Source organism: Bacillus sp. RZ2MS9 (genome assembly GCF_001816185.2).
GTDB lineage: Bacteria > Bacillota > Bacilli > Bacillales > Bacillaceae_G > Bacillus_A > Bacillus_A cereus.
The window spans coordinates 1,457,041-1,480,701 of the sequence record NZ_CP049978.1 but is presented as its reverse complement, the minus strand read 5'-3'; the positions used below and the strand labels follow the sequence as shown (position 1 = coordinate 1,480,701).

Sequence of the window (23,661 nt, the reverse complement as noted above, 5' to 3'; positions counted from 1 at the left end):
AAGACGACTTTTTTGTGAACAAGCCTATTTCTCATTAAAAAGCGTGTATAATAATTGATGGATAAGTTATTTAGAGGAGTTGGCAATTTTGGAATACATCATGTTACTTTTCATCGGACTAATCGCCGGAACAGTCGGCAGCCTAGTTGGGCTTGGAGGCGGAATTATTATTGTTCCGTTATTAATTGGATTACACAGTTTATCACCACAACTTGCAGTAGGGACTTCTATGGTAACAGTCGTTTTCACAGGACTATCTTCCACCCTTACTTACATGAAGCATAAGCGAGTAGATTATAAAAGTGGACTTATTTTATTTATCGGAAGCGGCCCTGGTGGTATTATCGGATCATGGGCAAATAAATTTTTAAACCAAGACACATTTTCTTTATACTTTGGGATTTTCCTTATATTCGTCTCAATTCTACTTATGCTTCGAGACAAATTAAAACCTCTTTCCCTCTCAAATACGTCTGTAATTAAGCGTTCTTTTACAGATAATGATGGAAATACTGTACACTACCAATTCCCACCGTTTCTTGCTATCTTTATCGCCTTTATAGTTGGGTTTATATCTGGATTATTTGGAATTGGTGGCGGTGCCTTACTTGTTCCAGCAATGATGCTTCTTTTTGCATTCCCAGCACATATTGCAGTAGCAACTTCAATGTTCATCGTATTTCTATCAGCAATTGTAAGTTCTGCAACTCACATCTCACTTGGAAATGTCAGCTGGATTTATGCATTAATCCTGATTCCGGGTGCATGGATTGGCGGAAAAATCGGGGCTTACATTAATACAAAACTAAGTGGTAACGCCGTAATTAATTTATTACGTATTACGTTGATTATTCTTGGAACTAGATTAATCATTATTTCCCTTTTATAACGTATTCTTTTTAGAATGCGTTTTTCTTATACACATGAATATAAAAATCCTCCGAGGAGAACAAATAAAATTAAACAAACACATAATAACATATAATTTGAAATATGTACTTTCTTCAAGTTGACCACTCCTATAACTGCGACTGTTATCTTTATGATAGCGAAAAAATAGTTCACTTGCAGTTACAGAGTGCTAACAATGCAAAATCAATTATTACAAATTTTATCCTTATATTTCATTTCTTTGTATATTCTATCGATTTAATAAAAAAAGATGTCATATTGACATCTTTTTTAATGAAGAAGTGACCACCCCATGAAGTCTTCATGTACTTGGCACGCCCTCTTATCGTTTCGATCATATAATTCAGCATAGCTATCTGTTTCTTCATCATAAGCCATCGTATAAATAATTTGGCCGTCTACTTCAACGGATAAAACGACTCCACCTTTCATCTCTTCTACATGAATGATAGCATTCGCCGGAATTCTCATATCCGTCATTCTCATCGCATCTAACAATATACTAAACCCCCTACAGCGTATTCATTGCTAGTACTATTACACACTAAATAGTATACTACTGTAATAGCATACATTTCGTCAATGAAATTGCTGTTGAAATAGCATATTGTCTATATACATATACGCTAAAATAGAAGAAATAGAAACATATTAATGGGGGGCTAACATTGATTCTACACAAAGGAGATGTACTATTCCGTCAAGGCGAGGACGGTCCTTTATACTTTATAAAAACAGGCTTATTAAAAGTAGTTCGGCTAGAAGAAGACGGAACACCATTTTTATTCAACATTATCGTTCCAGGTGAAACGATACCTCATCATTCTTTAATTTCACCGAAAGAATATCACGGTACAGCTATCGCTTTAATAAAAACAGAAGTGGAACCGATCACTAGTAGTGAATGGTACGAGAGACTTCAAGCAAATCCCGAATCGTATGCTAACATCGCTATGCAATTGCAATCTAAATTAAGAATGATGCAACAACGAATTGATCAATTGACAACCGTCTCTCCGAAAGAACGTCTTCATCGTTTACAAGAATGGTTCGCCCTATATTTAGGTGACATTCCTATATATGAAATATTAACACAAACCGAAATTGGTCAACTGATAGGTATACGTCGTGAAACAGTAAACCGTTTATTACGAGAACAAATAAAAAACGAGGTAAAATAAATACCTCGTTTTTTTGCTTATTGTAAGCTTGTTGCTGGGCCGAAAAATTCATAATGAATATGCTCTTGTTTCACACTTAAATCAGTTAGTGCAGCATTTATATGCTTCATAAATGCTACTGGACCACAGAAATAAAACTCTGCTTCAGTTGTCGGAATAATAGTTTTTAACCATTCACTTTCAATGAAACCTTCTTTATCAAAGTTCTTCATTTCTAAATCTTTTTCAGTCGGTGCAGAATAACAAGTATATGCTTTAACTTGTTCATATTCATTTTCTACTGTCTTAACGTGTTCTTTCATTGCATGTGTATTACTATTTATTGCTGCATGAACAAAATATACATTACGTTTTGAATCTTGTTCAATTAACGTATTTAACATACTCATCATCGGTGTAATCCCTACTCCACCACTAATTAGTACAACTGGTAATGTTGAATCCATATTTAACACGAAATCTCCCGCTGGTGCACTTACTGGTAAAACATCTCCTTCTTTTACATGTTCATGTAAGTAATTAGACACTTTACCGTCTGGTGTATCTACACCTTTTTCTTTTTTTACACTAATACGATAATATTCTTTCCCAGGAGCATCGGATAAACTATATTGACGATTATGTGTATATGTCTCACCTTCAATATTGATTTGAATCGTTACATATTGACCTGGGATGAATGAAGAAACTTTCCCTCCATCTTCAGGTTTCAAATAAAATGACGTAATAACATCGCTTTCCTTCACTTTTTTAACAATCACAAAGTTGCGGAAGTCTTTCCATCCACCTTCTTTATGTGCAGCTTCTTCATACATCTCTGCTTCAATGCTAATGAATGCATCAGCAATGACACCATATGCTTCTCCCCATGCATTTAAAACTTCATCAGGTGCACCTGCGATCTCTTTAATGGCACGTAGTAAACATGTACCTACAATCGGGTAATGCTCTGCTTTAATACCTAAACTTCTATGCTTATGACCAATTTGTTTTACAACTGGAATAATAGCTTCTAAATTATCAATGTACGTTGCAGCTGCATAAACAGCATTCGCTAACGCTTGTTGTTGTCTTCCCTTTTTCTGATTTGTATGGTTAAAAATATTCAATAACTCCGGATGTTCCGAAAATAAAATTTCATAAAATCTCGTTGTAATTTCAACGCCTTTTTCTTGTAATAATGGTACTGTTGACTTTACGATTTCAATTGTTTTTGCACTTAACATTGTATCCCACTCCTCTATTTCCTTAACTGTTTTTAGTTTAACTGAATCTTATAATGCAGATTGTGATTTTAATCACTATTAACACGGTGTTTTTGTGAATAATATATGAACATTGTATTTACAAAAGAAAATAAGCTAACTAGAATTCTAGCTAGCTTATTATTTTGTTTGTATAGCTTGTTCAATTACTTTTATATCTTTCCCATCGCCAAACTCCGTATATCCCCAGATATTCGTTTCACCTCTATATTTATTTACGATAATATCCAAGTCATGATATACACGGTGGGCATACACTACATACTCAATATTTTGAAGTTCCACACCTTTTTTTACAATTTCATAGCTTCTATTTACATCACGTTTTATTTTTTCATTCTTTATTTCTGTATGTATATTTTTTAACGATGATTCTTGTTGTTGAAACCATTGCTTAAATTGATTCCAATCCCCGTCTGTATAATTCTCTGCTTTACCGTAATTTAAGAAATTATTATAGCTTTCATGTGTCATTCGAATAAAATTTAGCACTTTTGTCTCTTCTTGCACATCTTCTATTTGAGCTATTGTATTTACCTCAGCAGGCTATTCGCATAATGTAACAGCACTTTCATAAGACTATAGCTTGCAATGATCATCACGATAATAATCCCGAATACACTTAACAATTTCTTCATATACAGAACTCCTTCTCTACTAAAAATATTACAATGTATGACTATACTTGTAACTTTCTCTCGTAGAAATATAATTCCTGTATAAATTCTTCCTATCATTTCGACAATATTTTTCTATACATTTCTCGTTGGCAAATGTTCTTGTAAAACAATATATCCTTCATAAGCTGTGTAACCGAGTATAGCCATTAATCCAATATAACAAGCAAATACTGTCCATTTCGTTTTCGCATCCACTTTATAATAGTTTTCTTGTTGTTCCTTTTCTGTTTTCCATTCATTTAATTTTCTTTCTGACGCTTCAAATGCTTCCCTTATGTGAATTGTATACTCATCTTTTTCATTTTCATATGGAACATAATCTAACGGTTCGAACTTCGGTAAAAGATACTCTAACACTTCCATTTTTTGAAGTTCACCTATTTGTAACTCTTTTTCCCGTTCTCTTTGTCTTAATGCATTCATCTCATGATGCATCACGTATATAGTCCGATGTACAGCACCCGTTTCTTTTAATTCCTCTTCAAGCCTAGTAACATATTCTTTCATCCCATCAATTTTATGCCCTAATTCCTTAATCGGCTCATCTCTCTTTATTACTCTATATAACTCCATACAACCGATAATAACAATAAATCCTCCCAAAATACTTTTAAAGTAAATTGAATAGCCAAGTAATAAAATAAGGCCTGCTCCCCAAATTTTAGTACTGACAACTGAAATAATTCGCCCACCATCTAGCGGCGAAACGGGAATTAAATTAAAGAAATTAATCATACTTCCAAGCAAAATAACAAGCGCCCAAAATGGCTCTTTCGTCATTATATAAAGCGGTATCGCGGGTAAAAATGACAGAAGTCCGAAAAGCGGACCCATATAGGCAATGTAAGCTTCATCTTTCGCATTTTTCGGCATCTCTTTCATTCCAATAAGGGCCCCCATAAATGGAATAAAGATTGCTGGCGATGTTGGGATCCCCTTTCTTTTCGCAGCCCATAAATGGCCCATTTCATGAACAAACAACAAATAAATGAGTGCCACTCCAAATTTCCAACCATATAGAACTGCGTATGCGCCAAGCGATAGAAACATACTAAATACCGTTGAAAACTTTGCTAATTTAAAAATTGCAAATACCCACTTTAACTTAGACAGTAAAAATAGACCTATCGCAACAATAATTCCCCATAATCCTTTTTTATTATTTTTCATATTCCTCTCCTTTATCCCTCATTAATGAATCATATCATTCATCAAAGCTTGTTCTTTTCTCTATTATGACATATTTTTTTCTATTGTTAGAAATAATGTTTATATAATCCATTTTCAGCCAAAAATATAAATAAAAGGAGGTGTACAAAAATGAATTTACAATCTCTTATAATAGGTGCTCTATCGTTTTTAGCTTCAACTCTTATTTTTTATACCGTTAGTTACGTATTATTATTAGATTTGTTGCCCAATCACGTATTTATTGCCCTTGTCATCCTTTCCGCTCTTATGATTTCTTTTCTTATTACACGAAAATCAATGAATGAGCCATCTGCAAAAGCAAAGTAATAGAGAGGGGTGCTTTCCCCTCTCTATTATCATTTCCTAGGAAAGGTCATATAGATTTGACGAGTTTATATTCATTCCAATCCGTAAGGGCTAATTAAAGTCTCACTTTATCTTTGAAAATTCATTTTTTCACCATAATCTTTAACAATCTGAATTATATTTTGAAACACACCTATTTTTTCTTTTTTACTGTTTAATATTTTCAAATCATAACTTTCGTAATATGTTTCTAATGATTTTAATTGTGATTCTGAAGCGCTTTTTATCGGAACAGTAGCATGTAATTCATATTGCTTATACCCTTCCTTTACTTTTTCACCTAAAATCATTTCACTCTCTTTTGCTCCAATTAATTTTTGAACTTTTTCTGGAAAATTGAGTTGCAAATAATATTCTTGCTCCTTCACTAACTTATTGTATAGTGATTGTGAAATCGTATACCGTACCGTATAATTCACGTTTTGATCGCCTGTTTTAATATGAAACGCGGTAATCTGCAAATCTTTTTTTGTTACTTCCGTTAAAGGGCTTACCTGCATCTCATCTTCTTTTTGTTCTGAGACATTTGGAAATATATCCAAAAGCTTTTCCGTATCTTTTTCATTCAACATATACATAGCTTTCTTATATTGCACCCATCCTCGTCTATCTTCTCCCCTTAACCATGCATAATAAGTTTCTTTTTTCCCATCTCTACTAATTTGTATTTCATATTCAGGTTCACCGAGGCTTCCTGTTATTTCTTGTTTCTCAGCTTTATTCAAAATGTCTATTACTAACTTCGCTTCTGATTCCTGCAACTTTTTCTCTTTATGTTTTTTTTGTATAACGGTTACCCCTATTGTTTCTTTCACTTCATTCACCGTCTCTTCTACTTTTTTTGTTTCTTTTTTCGGCTCAACTTGACCACAAGCTGCTAGTAACATAACAAACAACAACACCAATACATATTTCCCTTTCAAATTAATCCTCCTCTTACGATAAGAAATCCTTATAATCTTCATACATAAAACAAAAACGTGACATCCTATTAAATACGCTATACTAATCATTGAAAGGAGGTCTTTATCATGTCCATTAATTTTCATGATGAAAATAATAAGTACACATATGCAACAAGAAACGCTCATATTTCTTGGGCTGAAATGGTAAAAAACATTACAGAAATACAAAACAAGCAAATAATTGATATCGGCTGTGGTGGTGGGATTTATACGAAAGAACTCGCTCTTATGGGAGCCAATAATGTTGTGGGACTTGATTTTTCAAAAGAAATATTACAAGCTGCAAAAGAAAATTGTAACAACTTTTCAAACATTTCATTCATCCACGGTGATGCACATAATATCCCATACCCTAATGAAACATTCGACATAGTTATTTCGCGTGCAGTTATTCATCATTTACAAGACATTCCTACATTTTTACGTGAAGCTTCTCGTATATTAAATAAAAACGGTGTACTTATTTTACAAGATCGAACAATTGAAGATTGTACAATTCCAGGAAGTCCCGAACACATTCGCGGATATTTTTTCTCTCTATTTCCAAAACTTATTGAAATAGAGTCAAAAAGACGTCCAAAAACCAACACTATACAGACAGAATTACAAAAACATTCTCTTCATGTACTTCCCACACAAACACAATGGGAAATACGAAAAATACATGATTCTGTAGAAACATTATTGCAAGATTTATCTCCTCGAACAGGTCGATCCATTCTATATGAGTTAACAGATGATGAACTTTCTCAACTTCTACAACATATACAGAACGCATTACAAAACGTCTCTCCTATTATTGAAAGAGATCGATGGACAATTTGGAGCGCCATGAAGTTGTAAGGAAGGAAGCCTCACAAAATAATGTGAGGCTTCCTTTCTTTCATAATCTAATTTTGCAACACTCTTGATATCCTCCACTTCTGGCCTGTGCACTTCCACACTTCGGACATACTAAATATCTAGACTGATTTGTCAACAAACTACCTTTTTGAAAGAGTAAAACTTCTGCTTGTTTAAACGAACGCGAATAATATAACCACATAAAACCAATTATAGCAATAATGCCAAATAATACTCCCATCGCAAGCATTTCAGTCACCTCTTTTGGTTTGTTCTTTCCAGCAAGTGGATTGTTGTATTATTCTCTATAAATTCAAACAATCCCTTCTTCACTCCTATAAATATCAATTTTCTCTATAAAATTTACAATTCTCCGCAAATTTTCACTCCCATTTTACAATTCATCATTTCCTTTACAACAACGAATATTACTTTCGATATTTCCGTATATAAATATATCTTTCAAAAAACATATTGACTTTCTAAAAAAAACATGCAACAATACTGTCAGAATACTTGAATAAAAATTCATTGACGAGAACGAGTACGTTATAGAACTGTTCCCCAGAGAGTTGGCGATTTGCTGAAAGCCAACGTTCAGCGCGTAACCGAAAATCATCTCCGAGAAGTAGAACCGAATGTTACAGTAAGTTCTTACCGGCCGTCCCCCGTTACAAGGAACACGTATCATGTTGTACGTTGCAAAGCCGTATACATATAGATTTATTTCTACATGTGTAAATTAGGGTGGTATCGCGGGTAAATATAACTCGTCCCTTTCTTTAGGGACGAGTTTTTTGTGTTCTTACAAATGAATTTAAAAAAGGAGGAAAAACAATGAACACTGTATCAAAAAAACATATTTTTTTCACGGGTCTTATGCTATTTTCTTTATTTTTTGGGGCAGGTAATTTAATTTTCCCTCCCATGCTTGGCCAAAATGCAGGTGAAAACTTTTGGCCAGCAATGATTGGATTTTTACTAACAGGAGTTGGCTTACCACTACTAACTGTTATCGCAATTTCTCTATCTGGAAATGGAATGCAGCAACTTGCAAGTCATGTTCATCCATTATTCGGAATTTTCTTTACAGTAATTGTATACATTGCTATCGGTCCATCTATGGGCATCCCACGTGTTGCAAATGTCGCTTATGAAATGGGTGTTAGTTCTTTCTTACCAGAAACAATCCGCTCTAGCAGCCTAGTGCTATTTGTATATACAATCATCTTCTTTACTATCGTATTTTGGCTGAGTTTGAATCCATCTAAACTTGTTGATCGTATTGGAAATGTATTAACACCTATTTTATTACTCTCTATTTTCTTATTGTTTGTTAAAAGTGTATTTACACCACTTGGGCAATCAGGACCAGCAATGCAAGAGTATCAAACTTCTCCAATCTTCAAAGGCTTTATGGAAGGCTACTTAACAATGGACACTATTTCAGCACTTGCATTCGGAATTATCGTTGTAAATGCAATTCGCTCTAAAGGTGTGAATGATCGTAAGTCCATTGCCATCGCCACAGCAAAAGCAGGGCTTATTGCCGCTACAGGGCTCGTACTTGTATACGGTGCACTCGGCTGGCTTGGGGCAACTAGCGTCTCGCTCGGATATGCAAAAAATGGCGGACAGCTACTTACTGTTATCGTACAACAATTATTCGGTCCATACGGTTTGCTCCTATTATCTCTTATCGTTACACTCGCTTGTTTAACGACATGCGTTGGACTCGTATCTGCGTGCAGCCAATATTTTTCAACATTATTGACTACATTTTCATACAAAACGTTCGCGAGTATCATTTGCGCATTAGGATTACTAGTTGCCAACTTAGGTTTAACGAAAATTATCGCAATCTCTGTTCCAATTCTACTTGTTGTGTATCCAATTGCGATTGTACTCGTACTACTATCATTACTTCATAAATACTTCGGTGGATATCGCTCTGTTTATGTAGGTGCTTTAATTGGAGCAGCTGTAGTGAGCGTATTTGATGGATTAAAACAAGGTGGTATTTCAGTTTCATTTATCACACCATATTTTGAATTTATCCCTTTATATAATGAAGGAATCGGCTGGCTAATACCAGCATTAGCAGGAGCTCTTATTGGTCTTGCAATGGCTAAATTAAGCGGTACGAAAAAAGTTCCATTAGTAACCGAATCTCACGAAGTAAAAGCCTCCTAAAAAAACTCCCAAAAGGGAGTTTTTTTACATTTGATACGCAGTATGATTAAAACTGCTTATTTTATAAGCCTTCGTATAATATTCAATATTCGTATCAACTGTTTCTACCTTGACAACATCATAGTGCTCTTCTTGCTTTACTAAAAATAAATAGTATTCCTCTGTAGCCTCAATAATCGCAATTTTATCTGTTTCAACATTATATTGTTCACAAAGCGCTTGTAATGCGTTCACATAATCCCCTAATTTTTTAGACTTATCCATTCCGAATATAGTTTGAACTAACATATACATTCTCCCCTTTATATGTACTGTTAATACCTCAATGATAACGCTTACATTTTTTATCGTCAATAAAAACATTCAATAGTTTTAACGCCAAATCTATATTGTATCGAGCCAATAATCAGCGAGGAATTCCCCGCCAATTAAAGTTTCACTTTATCCCGCATTAACTGCCCGTAAAAGCCCGATTGGTGAGGGCTGATAATCAGTGGGGGAGGAACAACCTCCCCACTGATTAAAGTTTCACTTTATCACTTCGTTAATTGATGCCTAAATGCATAAATAACCGCCTGAGTACGGTCACTTACATTCAATTTATTTAATATATTACTCACATGTGTCTTTACCGTTTTCAGTGCAATAAATAACTCGTCCGCAATCTCTTGATTACTTTTTCCCTCTGCGATTAATAACAAAATCTCAAACTCTCTTTCCGTTAAATCATCATGCAAAGGTTGCTCTTTCTTTTGACGCATACGGGACATCATTTTCCCGGTAACTTTCGGCTCTAATACTGTTTCTCCATCATAAGTAGCTCGTACAGCATCAGCAATATCACTTGCTCTTGATGTTTTTAATAAGTAACTGGTCGCCCCAGCCTCAATAACAGGATACAATTTTTCGTCATCTAAAAAGCTTGTTACAACTACAATTTTTGCTTCTGGCCATTCTTGAATAATAGCACGTGTTGCTTCGACACCGTCCATCTCATCCATAACAAGGTCCATTAAAATAATATCCGGCCTTAATTGCAATGCTAATTCTGATCCTTTTCTTCCATTCTCAGCTTCCCCTACTACTTCAATATCTGGCTGTGTAGATAAATATGCCGATACACCCATACGAACCATTTCATGATCATCGACAAGCAATACTTTTATCATACTTCTCCTCCTCTCTCAATCATAATCGGTACTTTTACTTCTATTTGTGTACCTTTGGCCGGGAAACTAAGTACCTTGAGTGTCCCACCAATTTCATGAACACGCTCTTGCATCGATCTTAGGCCATATGAACCAGCCTTATTAACCCCTACTTCAAACCCAACGCCGTCATCAATGATTTTTAAAATCGCATATTGATCAATTTTTCGAAGGCGCACTTCTGTTTTCTTTGCCTTCGCGTGTCGCAACGTGTTTGATAGCGCTTCTTGCACAATACGGAATAAATGATCTTCTACACCTTTTTTTAATTCTATTGGCTCAATAAGCCATTCAATTTTCATATGTTGTTTTCGCGATAATTCCGTTAATAATTCCTCTATACCTTCTGTCAGTTTCTTACCTTCCAATTGTACAGGACGTAAATGAAGGAGCAATGCTCTCATTTCTGATTGAGCATTTACAACCATATTTTCAACAAGTTGCAATTGTTTTTTTGTCACATCTGGAAATTCAGTTATTTGTTCATTAATCGCTGACATCATCATCGACATTGCGAAAAGCTGCTGACTTACTGAATCATGCAACTCCCTTGCTAAACGATGCCTTTCTTGAGAAATCGCTTCTTGTCTCATCTCTTCATTCCAATGAGCTCGTTCATTCGTTACTTTTTGAAAGAGTCCAGCTTGCTCCTCTAATCGACGAGCCAGAACGATTACTTTTCGTTCCACTTCATGAAATTCATCATCTGCAGTAAACGAAACATCGCTCGGAAAATTCCCTCGCTCTACTTCAAATAGAAACGTATTTAATCCTTGTATACGCTGCTCTATATAGTAACCGATTGCATATCCTACAATTCCCCCGATAAGTAAACTTGTAGTCATAATAAACAAGCCAATTGGAACAGAAGCGATGGATTCCTTCCATAATAAATCATACACTTGTTGCTCGCTTTTCCATACATATACAATTGTACAAATGAGTGCGATACTAACAGAGGACAACATAGAATAACGAATATACATCCACGAAATATTTTTTTGTTTCTTCATTATACTTTCCTCACTTCCATGTCGCCTACGACAAGCGAAGAAATAATTTTAATACGTCGAGGAGCCTCTTTATACTGCTCTGTTCTAAATGTAACATTGCGGTTAAACCCTGTCTCTTCATGACCTGGCAAGAGCACACGCCCGACAATAACAGAATGATTTAAAGAAAGTTCAATATCATATGGCACATATAAACGAATATTACCAACGACACCTCGAATAACAATTACCGTTTCCCCTTCTGGAATCATAGCAGTTGTTAAATCTATTTCCACATCACAAGCACCATATTGAACATTAATATCCTCAAGTTCATAAATATGATCCATCATTCGCACATTGCCTACAAACATATTTTTCAAATATGGTTCTGTACGATATATTTGCTTCTCTTCGTCTATCATCCCTTTTTCTTTAATTTCAACCTTCATTGCTTTTTGCTGATGCCCTTGTTGAATCAATTGATAACCAATTAAAGCTAAACAAGCAAATACGACAAGAACAAATGCTGCTGATGAAAATAAGAAGAATAAAAATACGATACCACCAACAAATAAAAATACATTTCCCCGTACATAACGATTCTTTTTACGATAATGCCTTCCAAACATAAGCATAATAAATGCAAAAATGAGACCACCTGGTTCAAAATGTCCAAGTATCATATCAAGAAAAAGACCGAACCCAAATATGATGAGGAGCATCCCCATTAATTGTGTCTTTGAAAAATGTTTCTTCATTTCAGCTCCCCCCTTCTTGTCACATATACATAGAAGAAAAGGCATTGCTTTCCAACACCTTTTCTTCTATCACTATATCATAAGCCTGTTTTATAATATACTACTATTATTTTGTTAACTCTTTCGTTAACGATACATCATTCTTTTCTTTCATTTCACGCTCAAGTTTTGCAATTTTCATATCAAATGTGTCACGCTCATGCTCTTCATTCATACGAGTTTCTAAGTCACGAATATGATCTTCAATCTCTTCAAATCGTAAGAATGGATTATTTTCATCCATTTTATGCATCGCAGTATTCATACGACGATTTGCATGTGCCATATTTTCACGTGCCATTAGTTCCATACGCTTTGCGTGCATTTCTTTTAATTTATTTTTCATTTCAGAAAGACGACGCTCTAACTCATCAATTTGCTCTACAACACCTGCATACATTTCTTCTAATCGAGTTACTTGCCCTTCATAATAAGCTACCTCTTCTAACGCACGTTCGTGCAATTGTAATTCACCTGATTCTTGAGCAATGATAGCTTGCTTTGATCTTTTATTAACGAAATAACGTGCTTGCTCAAGCTCACGAGCAAAGTTAGATTTTAATGTTTTATGACGCCCAATTAACTTCTCAATTTTTGTTATTTCACGCTCACTATCACGTAAATATTGGTTTAACATCGCAATTGGATTTTTTCTTTCCTTCTCATCTAACACGTTATGAAAATCAGCTAAAATTGCATCGCGTACACGTCCGAATAAAGATTGTTTCATTATAAATCTTCCTCTCTTCTACTTTAATTATAATTTGATTTATTGTTTTAGTTTTTCATTAATTTGTTCCACTCATCTTCAAAGTTGCTATATGATTTAGAACTTTCTGGAGCAGATTCAACAACTACATCTTTTTCTTTTTTCCACTCACGGTATCCGTAGTATAAAACCACTAAAGCAGCGATACCGATTAATGCTGGCGAATGAGAAAGTGCAATGGATAAACCGATTAAACCAACAATACCCCAAGCTAACTTTCCAAAAAATGATTTAGCTCGCACAAATGATTTATAGCTCCAATATACAACCCCTGCTCCGATTGCGAATCCTACAATACCAGCAAGACTACCAAGAGCAATTAAAGCCAAAATACCGGCTGCGATAAACGCTAGAAATTGTTTCATCTTGTGCTTGCCTCCCTTCGATTTGATACTCTTATCTTAACTATTTTTTCATCTTTCCATAACGAGCTTAAGAACCGTTTTCTACTCAGACTTAAGACCGAGTCATATTCAGCCCTTTACGCAAAAAAACGTGCAGAGTCTATTCTCTGCACGTTTTTTAATTACTAACATTCATATTAAATTAAGCAGTTTTATGATACTCTTTTTTCTCAGCTACTTTCGAAAACCTTGGAAACCCAATTAAAATAGAAACAATCCCACATACTCCAACTAAAATTGGATAAAATGCATACGGTAACAATTCAACTGGAGATAACGCTGCAAATCCTGCTGCCGTTAACATTTGGGCACCGTACGGAATTAATCCTTGCACACAACATGAGAAAAGATCTAATACACTCGCTGATTTACGAGGGTCTATTTCATATTGATCTGCAATATTTTTTGCAAGCGGGCCTGTAAAAATAATTGAAATCGTATTATTCGCTGTACACATATTCGTCATACTCACTAAACCAGCAATACCAAATTCCGCTCCTTTTTTCGAACGGATATTACGTGTTAATACATTCATTAAATATTGAATACCACCATTATATTGGATTAATTCAACCATACCGCCAATTAATATAGCAAGTAATACTAACTCCATCATACCGCCCATTCCAGTCGTTACACTTTTAAAGAAACTTTCTAACGTGTAACTTCCATCTATAAGACCGATAACACCAGATAGTACAGTTCCACCAGTTAATACAATAAGTACATTCCAGCCAAGTAGCGCTGTAATCAGTACTCCTGCGTACGGTAAAATCTTTATCCAATCAAAGCTATGTGCTTTAATCTGCGTGTCACTCCCTGAAGTAACTATTACTAATAATACAATTGTAATAATAGCCGCTGGTAACACAATTAAAAAGTTCGTTTTAAACTTATCTTTCATTTCTGTTCCTTGTGAACGAACAGCTGCGATTGTTGTATCTGAAATAAATGATAAATTATCACCAAACATCGCTCCGCCAACAACAGTAGCCATTGCAAGCGCAATTGAGATATCAGTTTGACCACTAATACCTACAGCAATCGGCGCTAATGCTGCAATTGTTCCCATTGAAGTTCCCATCGCTAATGAAATAAATGCACCAATAACAAAGATTCCAGCTACGATAAATCCTGGCGGTAAAATAGTTAACGCTAAATTAACAGTTGAGTCTACTCCACCCATTCCTTTAGCAGTTTCAGAAAATGCACCTGCAAGCACAAAAATTAATACCATAATCATAATATCCGGATTTCCTGCACCTTTAGCGAACCGCTCTACTTTCACATTAAAACTTTCTTTACGATTCATCACTAAAGCGACTCCTACAGCAATTGAAATCGCTACAAGTATCGGCAATTTATAGAAATCACCTGTAATAATCCCAGAACCAATAAATAGCGCCAAAAATATCCCAAGTGGTAATAAAGCTAAACCATTTCCTCTCGTTTCTTTCAAAGTACCATCTCTCCCTAGTTTCAACCTTTTTCTAATGAATAACAAAAGACCTCTTCCGATGAGAAGAGGTCTTATACATCTATAAGAAACGCTCTTCTCATCTTTCAAGCACACGCTTGCTGGATTTGGCACAGCACTCTGAAATCGAGTCCGCTGCCGAGGCATCGTAGGGCCAGTCCCTCCGCCTCTCTTTATAAGAAGGTTTCATATTTATTTTTTAATAATAATTTCTTCCCTAACTTTACTCGCTTACAAAACAAAAGTCAATTATTTTTTGTATAGATTTTTTTGGTAATTATACAAAAATTTGAATAAAACAATCATTTTAACCTTTCTATTTCTTCTTTCAATATTGAAATCCAATAAAATTCACTATTTTTTATTGTTGCTAATATCCATTTCGTAGTGTACCAAGCTAACTCATACTCTTCCTTCGTGACATCACCACTTTTATAAGCATCCTCTAGCTCCTCTTCATCTAATACATACACCTTACCGCTAGGTAATAATACTACATCTAAATATAAATCATCAAAATACGGTAAACCACGATCGTCTATTCTATATTCTTTCACCACATCGATATAATATTGCACTAATTTTTTCTGATCATCTAACATAGCGGTAATCGCAAAGTTTTTCCCGTCTATGAAATATTGAATCCACGTATACTGATCCGCTGCAATACAAAGTTCTTCACCATCATATTCTTTACAACTAGGCTCTCTCACCTTTTTTATATCCAGTATTCCGAGCATTCCCTCTTCCACTTGCTTAACCGTATAACTCTTTTCTATTAGTCTCTTCCACGAAGAACCGTCACCATATTTACGTTTCATTATGTCTGCTCCTCTTCTATATACAGAAAAGCTCCCACATATTATGTGAGAGCTTGTTCATATTATAATTAAGCCGCTTGACCCTTTTCAGAAATCTCTTTTAAATAAGCTTGTCCTTTTTCAGCGTCATATTGACCTTCCCACTTAGACATAACTACAGCTGCTAAAGAGTTTCCTACAACGTTAACTGCTGTACGAGCCATATCTAAAATACGGTCAATACCAGCAATGAACGCTAAGCCTTCAGGTGGAATACCTACTGTACCAAGTGTCGCTAATAATACAACGAATGATACGCCCGGTACACCTGCGATACCTTTTGATGTAACCATTAATACAAGCAATAATGTAATTTGTTGTGTAATAGATAAATCAATACCGTACATTTGCGCTAAGAAAATAGCCGCAATTGCTTGATATAAAGTTGATCCATCTAAGTTAAATGAATAACCTGTCGGAATAACGAAAGATGTAATTGCTTTCGGACAACCGAATTTCTCCATTTTCTCCATGATTTTTGGTAACACTGTTTCTGAGCTTGCTGTAGAATACGCTAAGATCAGCTCGTCTTTTAAAATCTTAAAGAATTGGAAAATGTTGATTCCAAATATTTTCGCTGTAAGTCCTAAGACAACTACGACGAAGAAGATCATTGCCCCATATACGACAATTAGTAATTTCCCTAATGGAATTAATGAAGCAAGACCAAATGTAGAAACTGTAACACCAATTAGTGCAAACACACCAAATGGTGCAAATTTCATAACTTGGTTTGTTACGTAAAACATTGCGTCAGCTACACCTTGGAAAAATTGAAGAACTGGTCTTCCTCTTTCACCAATTGCTGCTACACCTAAACCAAATAGTACAGAGAAGAAGATAATAGCAAGCATATCTCCGTCAGCTAACGACTTCATAATGTTCGTTGGAACAATATTTACAAACGTATCTGCAAATGAATGACTTTGTACTTGCTCTGTCGTATGTGTATATTTCGAAATATCTGTCTTTGTTAACTGCTCCATATTTACGCCTTTTCCTGGTTGGAAAATATTCGCTATTAATAGACCAACAATAATTGCAATTGTTGTAATAATTTCAAAGTAAAGAATTGTTTTTCCACCTAGTCGACCTAGTTTTTTAACATCGCCAACACCAGCAACCCCAACAACAATACTTGCTACAACAATCGGTACAACGATCATTTTAATTAATCGGATGAAAATATCACCAATTGGTTGTAAGTACTTCACAACAGCTGGATTATCAAAGAAAATCGCCCCAACCGCAATACCAAGCGCAAGCCCTATTAATATTTGCCATGCAAGTCCTATTCTTTTCATATTTGTTGTAACCCCCTCTTCGATGTGTCACTCTATCTCTCATTCTATCTCTATAAAACTAAGAAATTAAGAGTATTACATATTATTCGACAATTCACTACATTTTGTCCCTGTTAAAAATCATAAATCAAAAATTTAAATCTGACAACAAAATAACTTTGCCCGAACACAAATAATTTTCTTGACAAAAAGCAGACTCATGTCAGAAAACCTAACATGAGAACGATTCCTCACTAGTGTTTTATTAGCTTTCCAAGTAATATTTCACCTCATAAAAACGATTACTTTCCTTCTTCATTTTACAGATTAATTCCAAAATATACCTTTGTTACACATATGAATAAAATGTATGTACTATGACAATTACAGTTGAAAAATGATAAATTCCGACAAAACTTAGCAATTTTATAAAGTTTTCTTTACATTATGATTACAACGATAGACACTCTTCTTCTTATGATATATAACATTCATAGAGAAAGGAGTCAGACAACTATGAAAAAGAAATTTGCAGCGTTTAGTGTTTTAGCAGCAGGAACGATTTTTGCTTCCCCGTTACTTTCACCCGTATACGCTGAAACAAATCAAGATAAATTATCTAACATTCAATCTGAATTAGAAGGCAAACAAAGTGACTTACAAAATAAATCAGTCGAGAAAGAACAAATAGAAAAAGAAATTCAAGAATTACAGAAGAAAATTGATGAATTAACTACTTCTATTAATAAAAACGAAGCTGAATTAAACGATACAAAAAAAGAAATTAGTAAAACACAACAAGTAATTGCTGACAAAAAGAAACATATAGAACAATTACAAACAAACATAGATACACGTCAGGAAGTTATTAAACAACGATTACAATCTATGCAAGAAAAACCTCGTACAAATATCATTACAGAGGTACTAACAAATTCTTCAAATATTGCCGATCTTGTTGATAATATGTACTCCGTAAGTTTAATATTAAACAACGATACAGATATTGTAAAAAAACAAACATCTGATCAAAATGCTGTAACGTCAGAAAAAGAGGCTGTTGAGAAAAAAGAACAACACCTGAAAGAATCTGAGCAAAAACTAGAACAAAAACAGCAAGAATTACAAAATAACCAACAACAGCAACAAACTCTTATTAACGATCTACATACGAAAGTAGCAAAAGTAGATTCAGAGATTGAAGGATTAGAAGAATCCAAAGGCATTTTAGAAAATCAACGTCAAGCTGTTCAAAAAGCAATTGAAGAAGAAAAACGGGCCGAAGAAGCTCGTAAAGCGGAAGAAGCTCGCCAGGCAGAAGAGGCTCGCAAACAACAAGCTACTAAATCTGCTCAAGCAACTCAAGCGGCCCCAACACCACATGATACAAACATCGGTGGCTTTATCAAACCAGCAGCTGGATCAAAAACTTCCGGATTTGGTGTACGTTCTTTAGATAACCATAAAGGAATTGACATCGCTGCTTCGGGAACGGTTCCAATTATCGCCGCTGCAGATGGCGTTGTTATTCGTTCAGAATTATCATCTAGTTACGGAAACGTAGTGTATTTATCTCACCGTATAAACGGAAAAACATATACGACAGTATATGCTCATATGAATAGCCGTTCTGTATCGAATGGACAAACTGTAAAACAAGGCGATCAGCTTGGATTTATGGGGAACACGGGCCAATCATACGGACAACATTTACACTTCGAACTTCATCTTGGAGAATGGAATGTCGGCAAGACAAACGCAGTTGACCCATCTCCTTATATCGGATTATAAAAAACCTCGGTGCCTACCGAGGTTTTTTATTTACACTTCACACAATATAGGCATTCTACATAGACTATAACTAAATGCCTATAGTTTACGGGGTGATCAATATGAATACGCAATTACAACAAAAAATAGAAGAAGCTAGAGAGACGTATATTGGCCGGATATTTACATTTGGCGGCTCAGTATTATTTTTAATCGGTTCATTCCTTGCAGTCACTACAGCCTATAAAGCATATAATCGTTTATTACACTCATCAACATCCACATAAAAAAAGACGGGAGATCCCCGCCTTTTTTTATGCAAACATTTTAAATACACCTATCGCATTTAAAAATACAATTATTACAGTTACCGGAATAACATAACGAAGTAAGAAGAACCAAATGTTAAATAACGTTTTCCCCTTCGTTTCCGTCACTTCTAATTCTTTCATCAATAACTCTTTACTCATTTTATTTGGTACAAATAATGAAATAGCTAGTACTCCTAACGGCAGCAATACGTTACTTACCGAAAAGTCAACTAAATCAAAGAATGTTTTCCCGAATATTTTCACGTCACTCATAATCCCAAATGATAAAGCTGATGGAATACCGACTGCAAAAATAAGAATACCGATTAATAATGATGCTGACGGACGCTTCTTCTCATTACCTTTCGCAACAGATGCTACTACAATTTCAAGCATTGAAATTGCTGATGTTAAAGTCGCAAAGAAGAATAAAATTAAAAACATAATAAAGAAAAATTGACCAAATGGTATTTTTGCAAATACTGCTGGAAGGACGATAAACAGTAATCCTGGTCCTTCAGTTGGTTTTACTCCTAATGCGAAAATCGCTGGGAAAATTGCTAATCCTGCAAGTACTGTAACAAAAACCGTTAAACTTACAATAGATGTTGCTGATTTCGCTAAATGTTCTTCTTTCTTTAAATACGAACTATACGTTACCATTACCGAGGCACCTACAGTTAGCGAGAAGAAAGATTGTCCCATCGCATATAAAATCGTATCTGCTGTAAGCTTTGAAAAATCTGGCTTTAAGAAGAACTCTACTCCAGCAAAAGCACCATCGAGTGTTAGCGCACGAACAATAATCGCAATAAATAAAATAAATAATAGCGGCATCATGTATTTACTTGCCTTTTCTATACCTTTCTCTACACCTTTACTTACAACAAAAATCGTACAAAGCATAAAGATAAATTGTGCTCCAATCGCGCTTAATGGATTTGAAATCGTTTCACCGAACAATTGTCCATAATCAGCTGCTCCATTCCAGAAACTTCCTGTCACACTATAATATAAATAAAGTAAAATCCATCCACCTACAACACTATAAAAAGATAGTACACTAAAACAAGTAACAACTCCCATACGACCAATCCAAGGATATAATTTGCTATTTGGCACTAGTACTTTATAAGCTGTAACCGCCTCTTTTTGCGTGCTACGTCCAATAACAAACTCCGCTATTAGAAGAGGCATACCTATAAATAAAGTTAATAGTAAAAATACAAGGAAGAATGCGCCTCCCCCGCCATTACCTGCAACATATGGAAATTTCCATATCGCACCAAGACCTACTGCGGCTCCGGCTGCTGCGAGTACAAAGCCTATTTTCGACGTCCATTGCTGTGTTTCTTTCATCATAATTTCTCCTTTTCTGAATATTTAAACTTTTGTTAATTATACACTTTCATTTCATACTCGCACACCTCCTTTAGAAAATAAAAAAGTCCCCTACACGCAAATATGCATGTAGAGGACGATATATGTAATGTAAATACCGTGGTACCACCTCAATTGGATTGATAAATCCCACTTGTTCAAGTACAGGAATAATTCCGATACTCTATCCTTTTAACGGCGGAACCCGGGTTGCCTACTACAATGTTCAACATACCTCTCGCAAGCCCATTCTGTATATTTTATCGTACCGGGCTCCCACCTAACCCCAGCTCTCTGAACGCATCAAATATACGTACTCTTCTTGCTCATCGATTTCATCTATTGAAGTTACTTGTGATTATAAATTATATTTTTATATTTGTAAAGCGCACTTTATCTTTTATTATTTTAAAACCTTTTCCTCTAACTCACGTAAAAAACTTTCTCTTTTCCCCTCATTTTGCACATATACTGATTTCAACACTTCTTGGAGCAATATATTTCGTTCCCTCTTTTCTAACTGTAAATCTTTTAACTTCAACCTTACTTCATATAAAAAATCTAAATACGATTCATATGTCTCATCATATTTATTTGCAATATCATCTCGAATTTTTTTTGCGAGCTTAGGGCTCGCTCCCCCAGTAGAAACTGCTATATTAAGTAAACCACGATGAATCGCTGCCGGAAAATGAACATTACCACTTTCCGGATTTGTAATAACATTTACTAATTGATTCTCGGCGGCATCTTCAGCAACTTGTTCATTTAATATTGAATCACTACTCGCTGCAACAACTAAAAAAGCACTTTTAATATCACTTTTCTCATATTCTCTTTGATACCAACGAATTTTCTTTTCTTCCACAAGTTTTACTAAATTCGCATCTAATTCTGGACTTATCACAACTATATCCGCACCCTGTTTGAGTAAAGGAATAATTTTAAATCCTGCAACTTTTCCCCCACCAATAACAACAACGCGTTTCTCATTAACTCGCACTGTAAGTGGATACATACTGATCTCCTTTCAATAACTCCGTCGTTTTCTGAATTAACATATCTTGAAACGCTTCATTCTTCCCTAAATATGGACTGATTTTTATCTCTCCCAATTCATATTGGCGCACTTCTTTCTCAATATGTTTCATAAGTAAACCTGTAAATAACAAGTAAGGCAGTACAACGATGTTCTTTTCTTTTTGTTCTACAACTTCCTTTAATTTCTCCTCAAATTTTGGCTCTGCAGCCGCTAAATAACAAACTTCTACTTTTTTAACCTTCTCTTTTGTTTGAAATAAAGAAGCAATCCAGTTTATATCTCTTAATACTTCAGGATCACTGCTCCCTCTTGCAACAAGAAGTAACGTCACTTCATTTTTTTCTTCCTGTTCGATGCCACTTCCGCTATACACCGATTTAACAAGTGTTTCTGATACACCAAACGGATTACCATAGGTCACTTTAACATCCGAAAATTGATTGGTTAATTTTTCTAATTCAAAAGGGATATCTTTTTTTACATGCCCTGCCGCTAATAAAAAAACAGGGATAGCAATAATCTCAGTGGCCCCACGCTTCACACATGTACGAAAACCATCTTCAATAGAAGGATTCGCTAACTCTAAAAAACAAACTTCTTGAATAGTCGCTTCTATACGGCTCATACACGATGTAATAAATTGAATCGCCTCTTCTTTCGCTGTCTTCAAACGACTTCCATGACATATATATAAGACGGCTTTCATTTTACAACACTCCACTTACTTGATAAGCATTTTCTGTCTGCTTCTCAAACCAATGAATTTTTTCTCTAAAACGGACAACCTCTCCAATTACAATCATACTCGGATTTTGAATTTGCTCTTTTTTCGCAACATCTACAATTGTCCCTAACGTTCCAACAACTGTGCGTTGCATAGACGTCGTCCCCTGCTCAATAATAGCAGCTGGCGTACTTTTATCTTTTCCATGCTTCATAAGTTGCTCACATATGTAGGGCAAATTACTAACCCCCATATATACCGCTAAAGTCTCTACACCTTTCGCTAAACTCTCCCATTTCACTTCTTCTTCAGCACCTTCTTTCCTATGCCCAGTCACAATAGCAAAACTTGCACTTGCATCACGGTGCGTCACTGGAATGCCCGCATAAGCAGGAGCAGCTATTCCAGCTGAAATACCAGGAATGATTTCAAATGGTACACCTTGCTTTGCTAATGCTTCAGCTTCTTCTCCCCCTCTACCAAACACAAATGGATCGCCGCCCTTAAGTCTCGTTACAACTTTTCCTTTTTTCGCATACTTAATAAGAAACGTGTTAATTGTCTCTTGCTTCATCGTGTGATAATTCGGGAGTTTTCCGCAATAAATTAAATCCGCGTCAGGCTTTGCGTGTGAAAGCAGCTCTTTATTCACAAGTCGGTCGTATAAAATAACATCTGCCTTCTCAATACATTTCAACCCTTTAACAGTAATTAGATCTGGATCGCCAGGACCCGCTCCAACAATATAAACCTTTCCCATCATCTCTCCTCATTTCTTCTATTAAAATGAAACTTCCATTCGTATATAAGAATGGAAGTTTTTATTTTTTCGTATTACTGATCTCTACTCATGGATAACAAATGCCCCACCTTTTCGAATCTTCTTTTTTTCAAACAAAGAAATCTCTTTTACCTCTGGCAACGGTAAAAAATGCTTTTCAAGCTCAATCTCCGCAAGCTTAAATGCCTGTTCTTCACTTTGAGCAACAACAACAATCGGAACAATACTATTTACTAACACAGCTTCAAATCGATATAAATCCAT

26 protein-coding genes, 1 pseudogene, 1 riboswitch and 2 other annotated features are annotated in these 23,661 nt (G+C 35.2%); of the genes and pseudogenes, 7 read left to right on the top strand and 20 right to left on the bottom strand.

The genetic code is table 11. The annotated features are described in order from the left end of the window. Positions 1–88: 88 nt before the first annotated feature. Entirely contained in the window at positions 89–889 is an 801-nt protein-coding gene (locus tag BHV55_RS07670) for a sulfite exporter TauE/SafE family protein (RefSeq protein WP_000455762.1), read from the top strand. Between the two features lie 293 nt (positions 890–1,182). Here BHV55_RS07670 and BHV55_RS07665 read toward each other — a convergent pair whose 3' ends face one another. Further along, positions 1,183–1,410: a hypothetical protein gene (locus BHV55_RS07665; protein WP_000883009.1), complete on the bottom strand. Its 228-nt coding sequence runs from the start codon at positions 1,408–1,410 to the stop codon at positions 1,183–1,185. A gap of 170 nt (positions 1,411–1,580) precedes the next feature. Between BHV55_RS07665 and BHV55_RS07660 the strand changes: the two genes are divergently transcribed. Continuing rightward, positions 1,581–2,093 carry a Crp/Fnr family transcriptional regulator gene (locus BHV55_RS07660; protein ID WP_070757140.1) on the top strand — a complete coding sequence of 171 codons (513 nt, stop codon included), beginning with the start codon at positions 1,581–1,583 and terminating at the stop codon, positions 2,091–2,093. A 17-nt stretch (positions 2,094–2,110) separates the two neighbouring features. On the opposite strand, the gene hmpA is transcribed toward BHV55_RS07660, so the two are convergent. The 3 genes and pseudogenes from hmpA to BHV55_RS07645 all read right to left on the bottom strand — a co-directional run bounded on the left by hmpA (position 2,111) and on the right by BHV55_RS07645 (position 5,208). Next, positions 2,111–3,319 (bottom strand): NO-inducible flavohemoprotein, encoded by a 1,209-nt coding sequence (gene hmpA / locus BHV55_RS07655; protein ID WP_000947317.1) that lies wholly within the window; start codon positions 3,317–3,319, stop codon positions 2,111–2,113. A 159-nt stretch (positions 3,320–3,478) separates the two neighbouring features. Then, positions 3,479–3,996: pseudogene (locus BHV55_RS07650) on the bottom strand (hypothetical protein). 114 nt (positions 3,997–4,110) lie between these two features. Then, positions 4,111–5,208, bottom strand: a complete 1,098-nt coding sequence (locus tag BHV55_RS07645; RefSeq protein ID WP_070757141.1) for a site-2 protease family protein — start codon at positions 5,206–5,208, stop codon at positions 4,111–4,113. A 150-nt stretch (positions 5,209–5,358) separates the two neighbouring features. Here BHV55_RS07645 and BHV55_RS07640 point away from each other — a divergent pair, with 150 nt between their 5' ends. Then, positions 5,359–5,556, top strand: coding sequence for a hypothetical protein (locus BHV55_RS07640; RefSeq protein ID WP_001053356.1), 198 nt, complete (start codon positions 5,359–5,361; stop codon positions 5,554–5,556). A gap of 107 nt (positions 5,557–5,663) precedes the next feature. On the opposite strand, the gene BHV55_RS07635 is transcribed toward BHV55_RS07640, so the two are convergent. Continuing rightward, positions 5,664–6,518 carry a YhfM domain-containing protein gene (locus tag BHV55_RS07635; protein WP_070757142.1) on the bottom strand — a complete coding sequence of 285 codons (855 nt, stop codon included), beginning with the start codon at positions 6,516–6,518 and terminating at the stop codon, positions 5,664–5,666. Positions 6,519–6,626: 108 nt separating this feature from the next. Here BHV55_RS07635 and BHV55_RS07630 point away from each other — a divergent pair, with 108 nt between their 5' ends. Next, complete coding sequence (locus BHV55_RS07630; protein ID WP_070757143.1) at positions 6,627–7,403, top strand: class I SAM-dependent methyltransferase; 777 nt, start codon at positions 6,627–6,629, stop codon at positions 7,401–7,403. A 40-nt stretch (positions 7,404–7,443) separates the two neighbouring features. Here BHV55_RS07630 and BHV55_RS07625 read toward each other — a convergent pair whose 3' ends face one another. Beyond that, the gene (locus BHV55_RS07625; protein WP_000880630.1) at positions 7,444–7,653 is read right to left on the bottom strand and encodes a hypothetical protein; all 210 of its coding nucleotides are present in this window, start codon (positions 7,651–7,653) and stop codon (positions 7,444–7,446) included. Positions 7,654–7,925: 272 nt separating this feature from the next. After that, positions 7,926–8,184: a binding site (T-box leader), on the top strand. Positions 8,185–8,240: 56 nt separating this feature from the next. Between BHV55_RS07625 and brnQ3 the strand changes: the two genes are divergently transcribed. Then, complete coding sequence (gene brnQ3 / locus BHV55_RS07620) at positions 8,241–9,596, top strand: branched-chain amino acid transport system II carrier protein BrnQ3 (RefSeq protein ID WP_001099140.1); 1,356 nt, start codon at positions 8,241–8,243, stop codon at positions 9,594–9,596. A 24-nt stretch (positions 9,597–9,620) separates the two neighbouring features. On the opposite strand, the gene BHV55_RS07615 is transcribed toward brnQ3, so the two are convergent. The 9 genes from BHV55_RS07615 to gltP all read right to left on the bottom strand — a co-directional run bounded on the left by BHV55_RS07615 (position 9,621) and on the right by gltP (position 17,410). After that, positions 9,621–9,959: a DUF3922 domain-containing protein gene (locus tag BHV55_RS07615; protein ID WP_139147409.1), complete on the bottom strand. Its 339-nt coding sequence runs from the start codon at positions 9,957–9,959 to the stop codon at positions 9,621–9,623. Positions 9,960–10,132: 173 nt separating this feature from the next. Next, the gene (locus BHV55_RS07610; RefSeq protein WP_000598707.1) at positions 10,133–10,765 is read right to left on the bottom strand and encodes a response regulator; all 633 of its coding nucleotides are present in this window, start codon (positions 10,763–10,765) and stop codon (positions 10,133–10,135) included. After that, a complete protein-coding gene (locus BHV55_RS07605) occupies positions 10,762–11,817 on the bottom strand; it encodes a sensor histidine kinase (protein ID WP_000744326.1) in 1,056 nt (351 codons plus the stop codon). Before BHV55_RS07605 ends, BHV55_RS07610 begins: the two co-directional genes overlap by 4 nt. Beyond that, positions 11,817–12,557, bottom strand: coding sequence for a cell wall-active antibiotics response protein LiaF (liaF, locus tag BHV55_RS07600; RefSeq protein WP_070757144.1), 741 nt, complete (start codon positions 12,555–12,557; stop codon positions 11,817–11,819). The genes BHV55_RS07605 and liaF overlap by 1 nt, the downstream gene beginning before the upstream one ends. Positions 12,558–12,663: 106 nt before the next feature. Beyond that, the gene (locus BHV55_RS07595) at positions 12,664–13,326 is read right to left on the bottom strand and encodes a PspA/IM30 family protein (protein ID WP_000814134.1); all 663 of its coding nucleotides are present in this window, start codon (positions 13,324–13,326) and stop codon (positions 12,664–12,666) included. Between the two features lie 47 nt (positions 13,327–13,373). Further along, positions 13,374–13,730: a lmo0954 family membrane protein gene (locus tag BHV55_RS07590; RefSeq protein WP_000808641.1), complete on the bottom strand. Its 357-nt coding sequence runs from the start codon at positions 13,728–13,730 to the stop codon at positions 13,374–13,376. A gap of 181 nt (positions 13,731–13,911) precedes the next feature. Beyond that, the gene (locus BHV55_RS07585; RefSeq protein WP_000665496.1) at positions 13,912–15,228 is read right to left on the bottom strand and encodes a Na+/H+ antiporter NhaC family protein; all 1,317 of its coding nucleotides are present in this window, start codon (positions 15,226–15,228) and stop codon (positions 13,912–13,914) included. A gap of 94 nt (positions 15,229–15,322) precedes the next feature. After that, positions 15,323–15,428, bottom strand: a riboswitch (SAM riboswitch). Positions 15,429–15,548: 120 nt separating this feature from the next. After that, positions 15,549–16,067: a ribonuclease FAU-1 family protein gene (locus tag BHV55_RS07580; RefSeq protein WP_048568837.1), complete on the bottom strand. Its 519-nt coding sequence runs from the start codon at positions 16,065–16,067 to the stop codon at positions 15,549–15,551. A 68-nt stretch (positions 16,068–16,135) separates the two neighbouring features. Next, positions 16,136–17,410: a glutamate/aspartate:proton symporter GltP gene (gene gltP, locus BHV55_RS07575; protein WP_000821130.1), complete on the bottom strand. Its 1,275-nt coding sequence runs from the start codon at positions 17,408–17,410 to the stop codon at positions 16,136–16,138. A 495-nt stretch (positions 17,411–17,905) separates the two neighbouring features. Here gltP and BHV55_RS07570 point away from each other — a divergent pair, with 495 nt between their 5' ends. Continuing rightward, the gene (locus tag BHV55_RS07570) at positions 17,906–19,180 is read left to right on the top strand and encodes a murein hydrolase activator EnvC family protein (protein WP_048568836.1); all 1,275 of its coding nucleotides are present in this window, start codon (positions 17,906–17,908) and stop codon (positions 19,178–19,180) included. 101 nt (positions 19,181–19,281) lie between these two features. Beyond that, positions 19,282–19,446: a hypothetical protein gene (locus BHV55_RS07565; protein WP_001096002.1), complete on the top strand. Its 165-nt coding sequence runs from the start codon at positions 19,282–19,284 to the stop codon at positions 19,444–19,446. 27 nt (positions 19,447–19,473) lie between these two features. Here BHV55_RS07565 and BHV55_RS07560 read toward each other — a convergent pair whose 3' ends face one another. From BHV55_RS07560 to BHV55_RS07540, 5 genes are all read right to left on the bottom strand, one after another. After that, positions 19,474–20,829: a sodium-dependent transporter gene (locus BHV55_RS07560; protein ID WP_000665430.1), complete on the bottom strand. Its 1,356-nt coding sequence runs from the start codon at positions 20,827–20,829 to the stop codon at positions 19,474–19,476. Between the two features lie 111 nt (positions 20,830–20,940). After that, positions 20,941–21,189 (bottom strand) — a binding site (T-box leader). Positions 21,190–21,253: 64 nt separating this feature from the next. Next, entirely contained in the window at positions 21,254–21,868 is a 615-nt protein-coding gene (locus BHV55_RS07555) for an NAD(P)-binding protein (RefSeq protein ID WP_000283356.1), read from the bottom strand. Then, positions 21,843–22,598 (bottom strand): sirohydrochlorin chelatase, encoded by a 756-nt coding sequence (locus BHV55_RS07550; protein ID WP_070757145.1) that lies wholly within the window; start codon positions 22,596–22,598, stop codon positions 21,843–21,845. The genes BHV55_RS07555 and BHV55_RS07550 overlap by 26 nt, the downstream gene beginning before the upstream one ends. A gap of 1 nt (position 22,599) precedes the next feature. Then, on the bottom strand, positions 22,600–23,376 hold the full coding sequence (gene cobA / locus BHV55_RS07545; protein ID WP_000521255.1) for a uroporphyrinogen-III C-methyltransferase: 777 nt from the start codon (positions 23,374–23,376) through the stop codon (positions 22,600–22,602). 84 nt (positions 23,377–23,460) lie between these two features. Then, positions 23,461–23,661, bottom strand: a complete 201-nt coding sequence (locus tag BHV55_RS07540; RefSeq protein ID WP_000366914.1) for a DUF3906 family protein — start codon at positions 23,659–23,661, stop codon at positions 23,461–23,463.

Excerpts from the sequence above, each read along its gene's own strand:
- hmpA (WP_000947317.1), bottom strand. The coding sequence starts at position 3,319 with ATGTTAAGTGCAAAAACAATTGAAATCGTAAAGTCAACAGTACCATTA.
- BHV55_RS07645 (WP_070757141.1), bottom strand. The coding sequence starts at position 5,208 with ATGAAAAATAATAAAAAAGGATTATGGGGAATTATTGTTGCGATAGGT.
- BHV55_RS07640 (WP_001053356.1), top strand. The coding sequence starts at position 5,359 with ATGAATTTACAATCTCTTATAATAGGTGCTCTATCGTTTTTAGCTTCA.
- BHV55_RS07630 (WP_070757143.1), top strand. The coding sequence starts at position 6,627 with ATGTCCATTAATTTTCATGATGAAAATAATAAGTACACATATGCAACA.
- BHV55_RS07625 (WP_000880630.1), bottom strand. The coding sequence starts at position 7,653 with ATGCTTGCGATGGGAGTATTATTTGGCATTATTGCTATAATTGGTTTT.
- brnQ3 (WP_001099140.1), top strand. The coding sequence starts at position 8,241 with ATGAACACTGTATCAAAAAAACATATTTTTTTCACGGGTCTTATGCTA.
- BHV55_RS07615 (WP_139147409.1), bottom strand. The coding sequence starts at position 9,959 with ATGTTTTTATTGACGATAAAAAATGTAAGCGTTATCATTGAGGTATTA.
- BHV55_RS07610 (WP_000598707.1), bottom strand. The coding sequence starts at position 10,765 with ATGATAAAAGTATTGCTTGTCGATGATCATGAAATGGTTCGTATGGGT.
- BHV55_RS07605 (WP_000744326.1), bottom strand. The coding sequence starts at position 11,817 with ATGAAGAAACAAAAAAATATTTCGTGGATGTATATTCGTTATTCTATG.
- liaF (WP_070757144.1), bottom strand. The coding sequence starts at position 12,557 with ATGAAGAAACATTTTTCAAAGACACAATTAATGGGGATGCTCCTCATC.
- BHV55_RS07595 (WP_000814134.1), bottom strand. The coding sequence starts at position 13,326 with ATGAAACAATCTTTATTCGGACGTGTACGCGATGCAATTTTAGCTGAT.
- BHV55_RS07590 (WP_000808641.1), bottom strand. The coding sequence starts at position 13,730 with ATGAAACAATTTCTAGCGTTTATCGCAGCCGGTATTTTGGCTTTAATT.
- BHV55_RS07580 (WP_048568837.1), bottom strand. The coding sequence starts at position 16,067 with ATGAAACGTAAATATGGTGACGGTTCTTCGTGGAAGAGACTAATAGAA.
- gltP (WP_000821130.1), bottom strand. The coding sequence starts at position 17,410 with ATGAAAAGAATAGGACTTGCATGGCAAATATTAATAGGGCTTGCGCTT.
- BHV55_RS07570 (WP_048568836.1), top strand. The coding sequence starts at position 17,906 with ATGAAAAAGAAATTTGCAGCGTTTAGTGTTTTAGCAGCAGGAACGATT.
- BHV55_RS07565 (WP_001096002.1), top strand. The coding sequence starts at position 19,282 with ATGAATACGCAATTACAACAAAAAATAGAAGAAGCTAGAGAGACGTAT.
- BHV55_RS07560 (WP_000665430.1), bottom strand. The coding sequence starts at position 20,829 with ATGAAAGAAACACAGCAATGGACGTCGAAAATAGGCTTTGTACTCGCA.
- BHV55_RS07555 (WP_000283356.1), bottom strand. The coding sequence starts at position 21,868 with ATGTATCCACTTACAGTGCGAGTTAATGAGAAACGCGTTGTTGTTATT.
- BHV55_RS07550 (WP_070757145.1), bottom strand. The coding sequence starts at position 22,598 with ATGAAAGCCGTCTTATATATATGTCATGGAAGTCGTTTGAAGACAGCG.
- cobA (WP_000521255.1), bottom strand. The coding sequence starts at position 23,376 with ATGGGAAAGGTTTATATTGTTGGAGCGGGTCCTGGCGATCCAGATCTA.
- BHV55_RS07540 (WP_000366914.1), bottom strand. The coding sequence starts at position 23,661 with ATGGATTTATATCGATTTGAAGCTGTGTTAGTAAATAGTATTGTTCCG.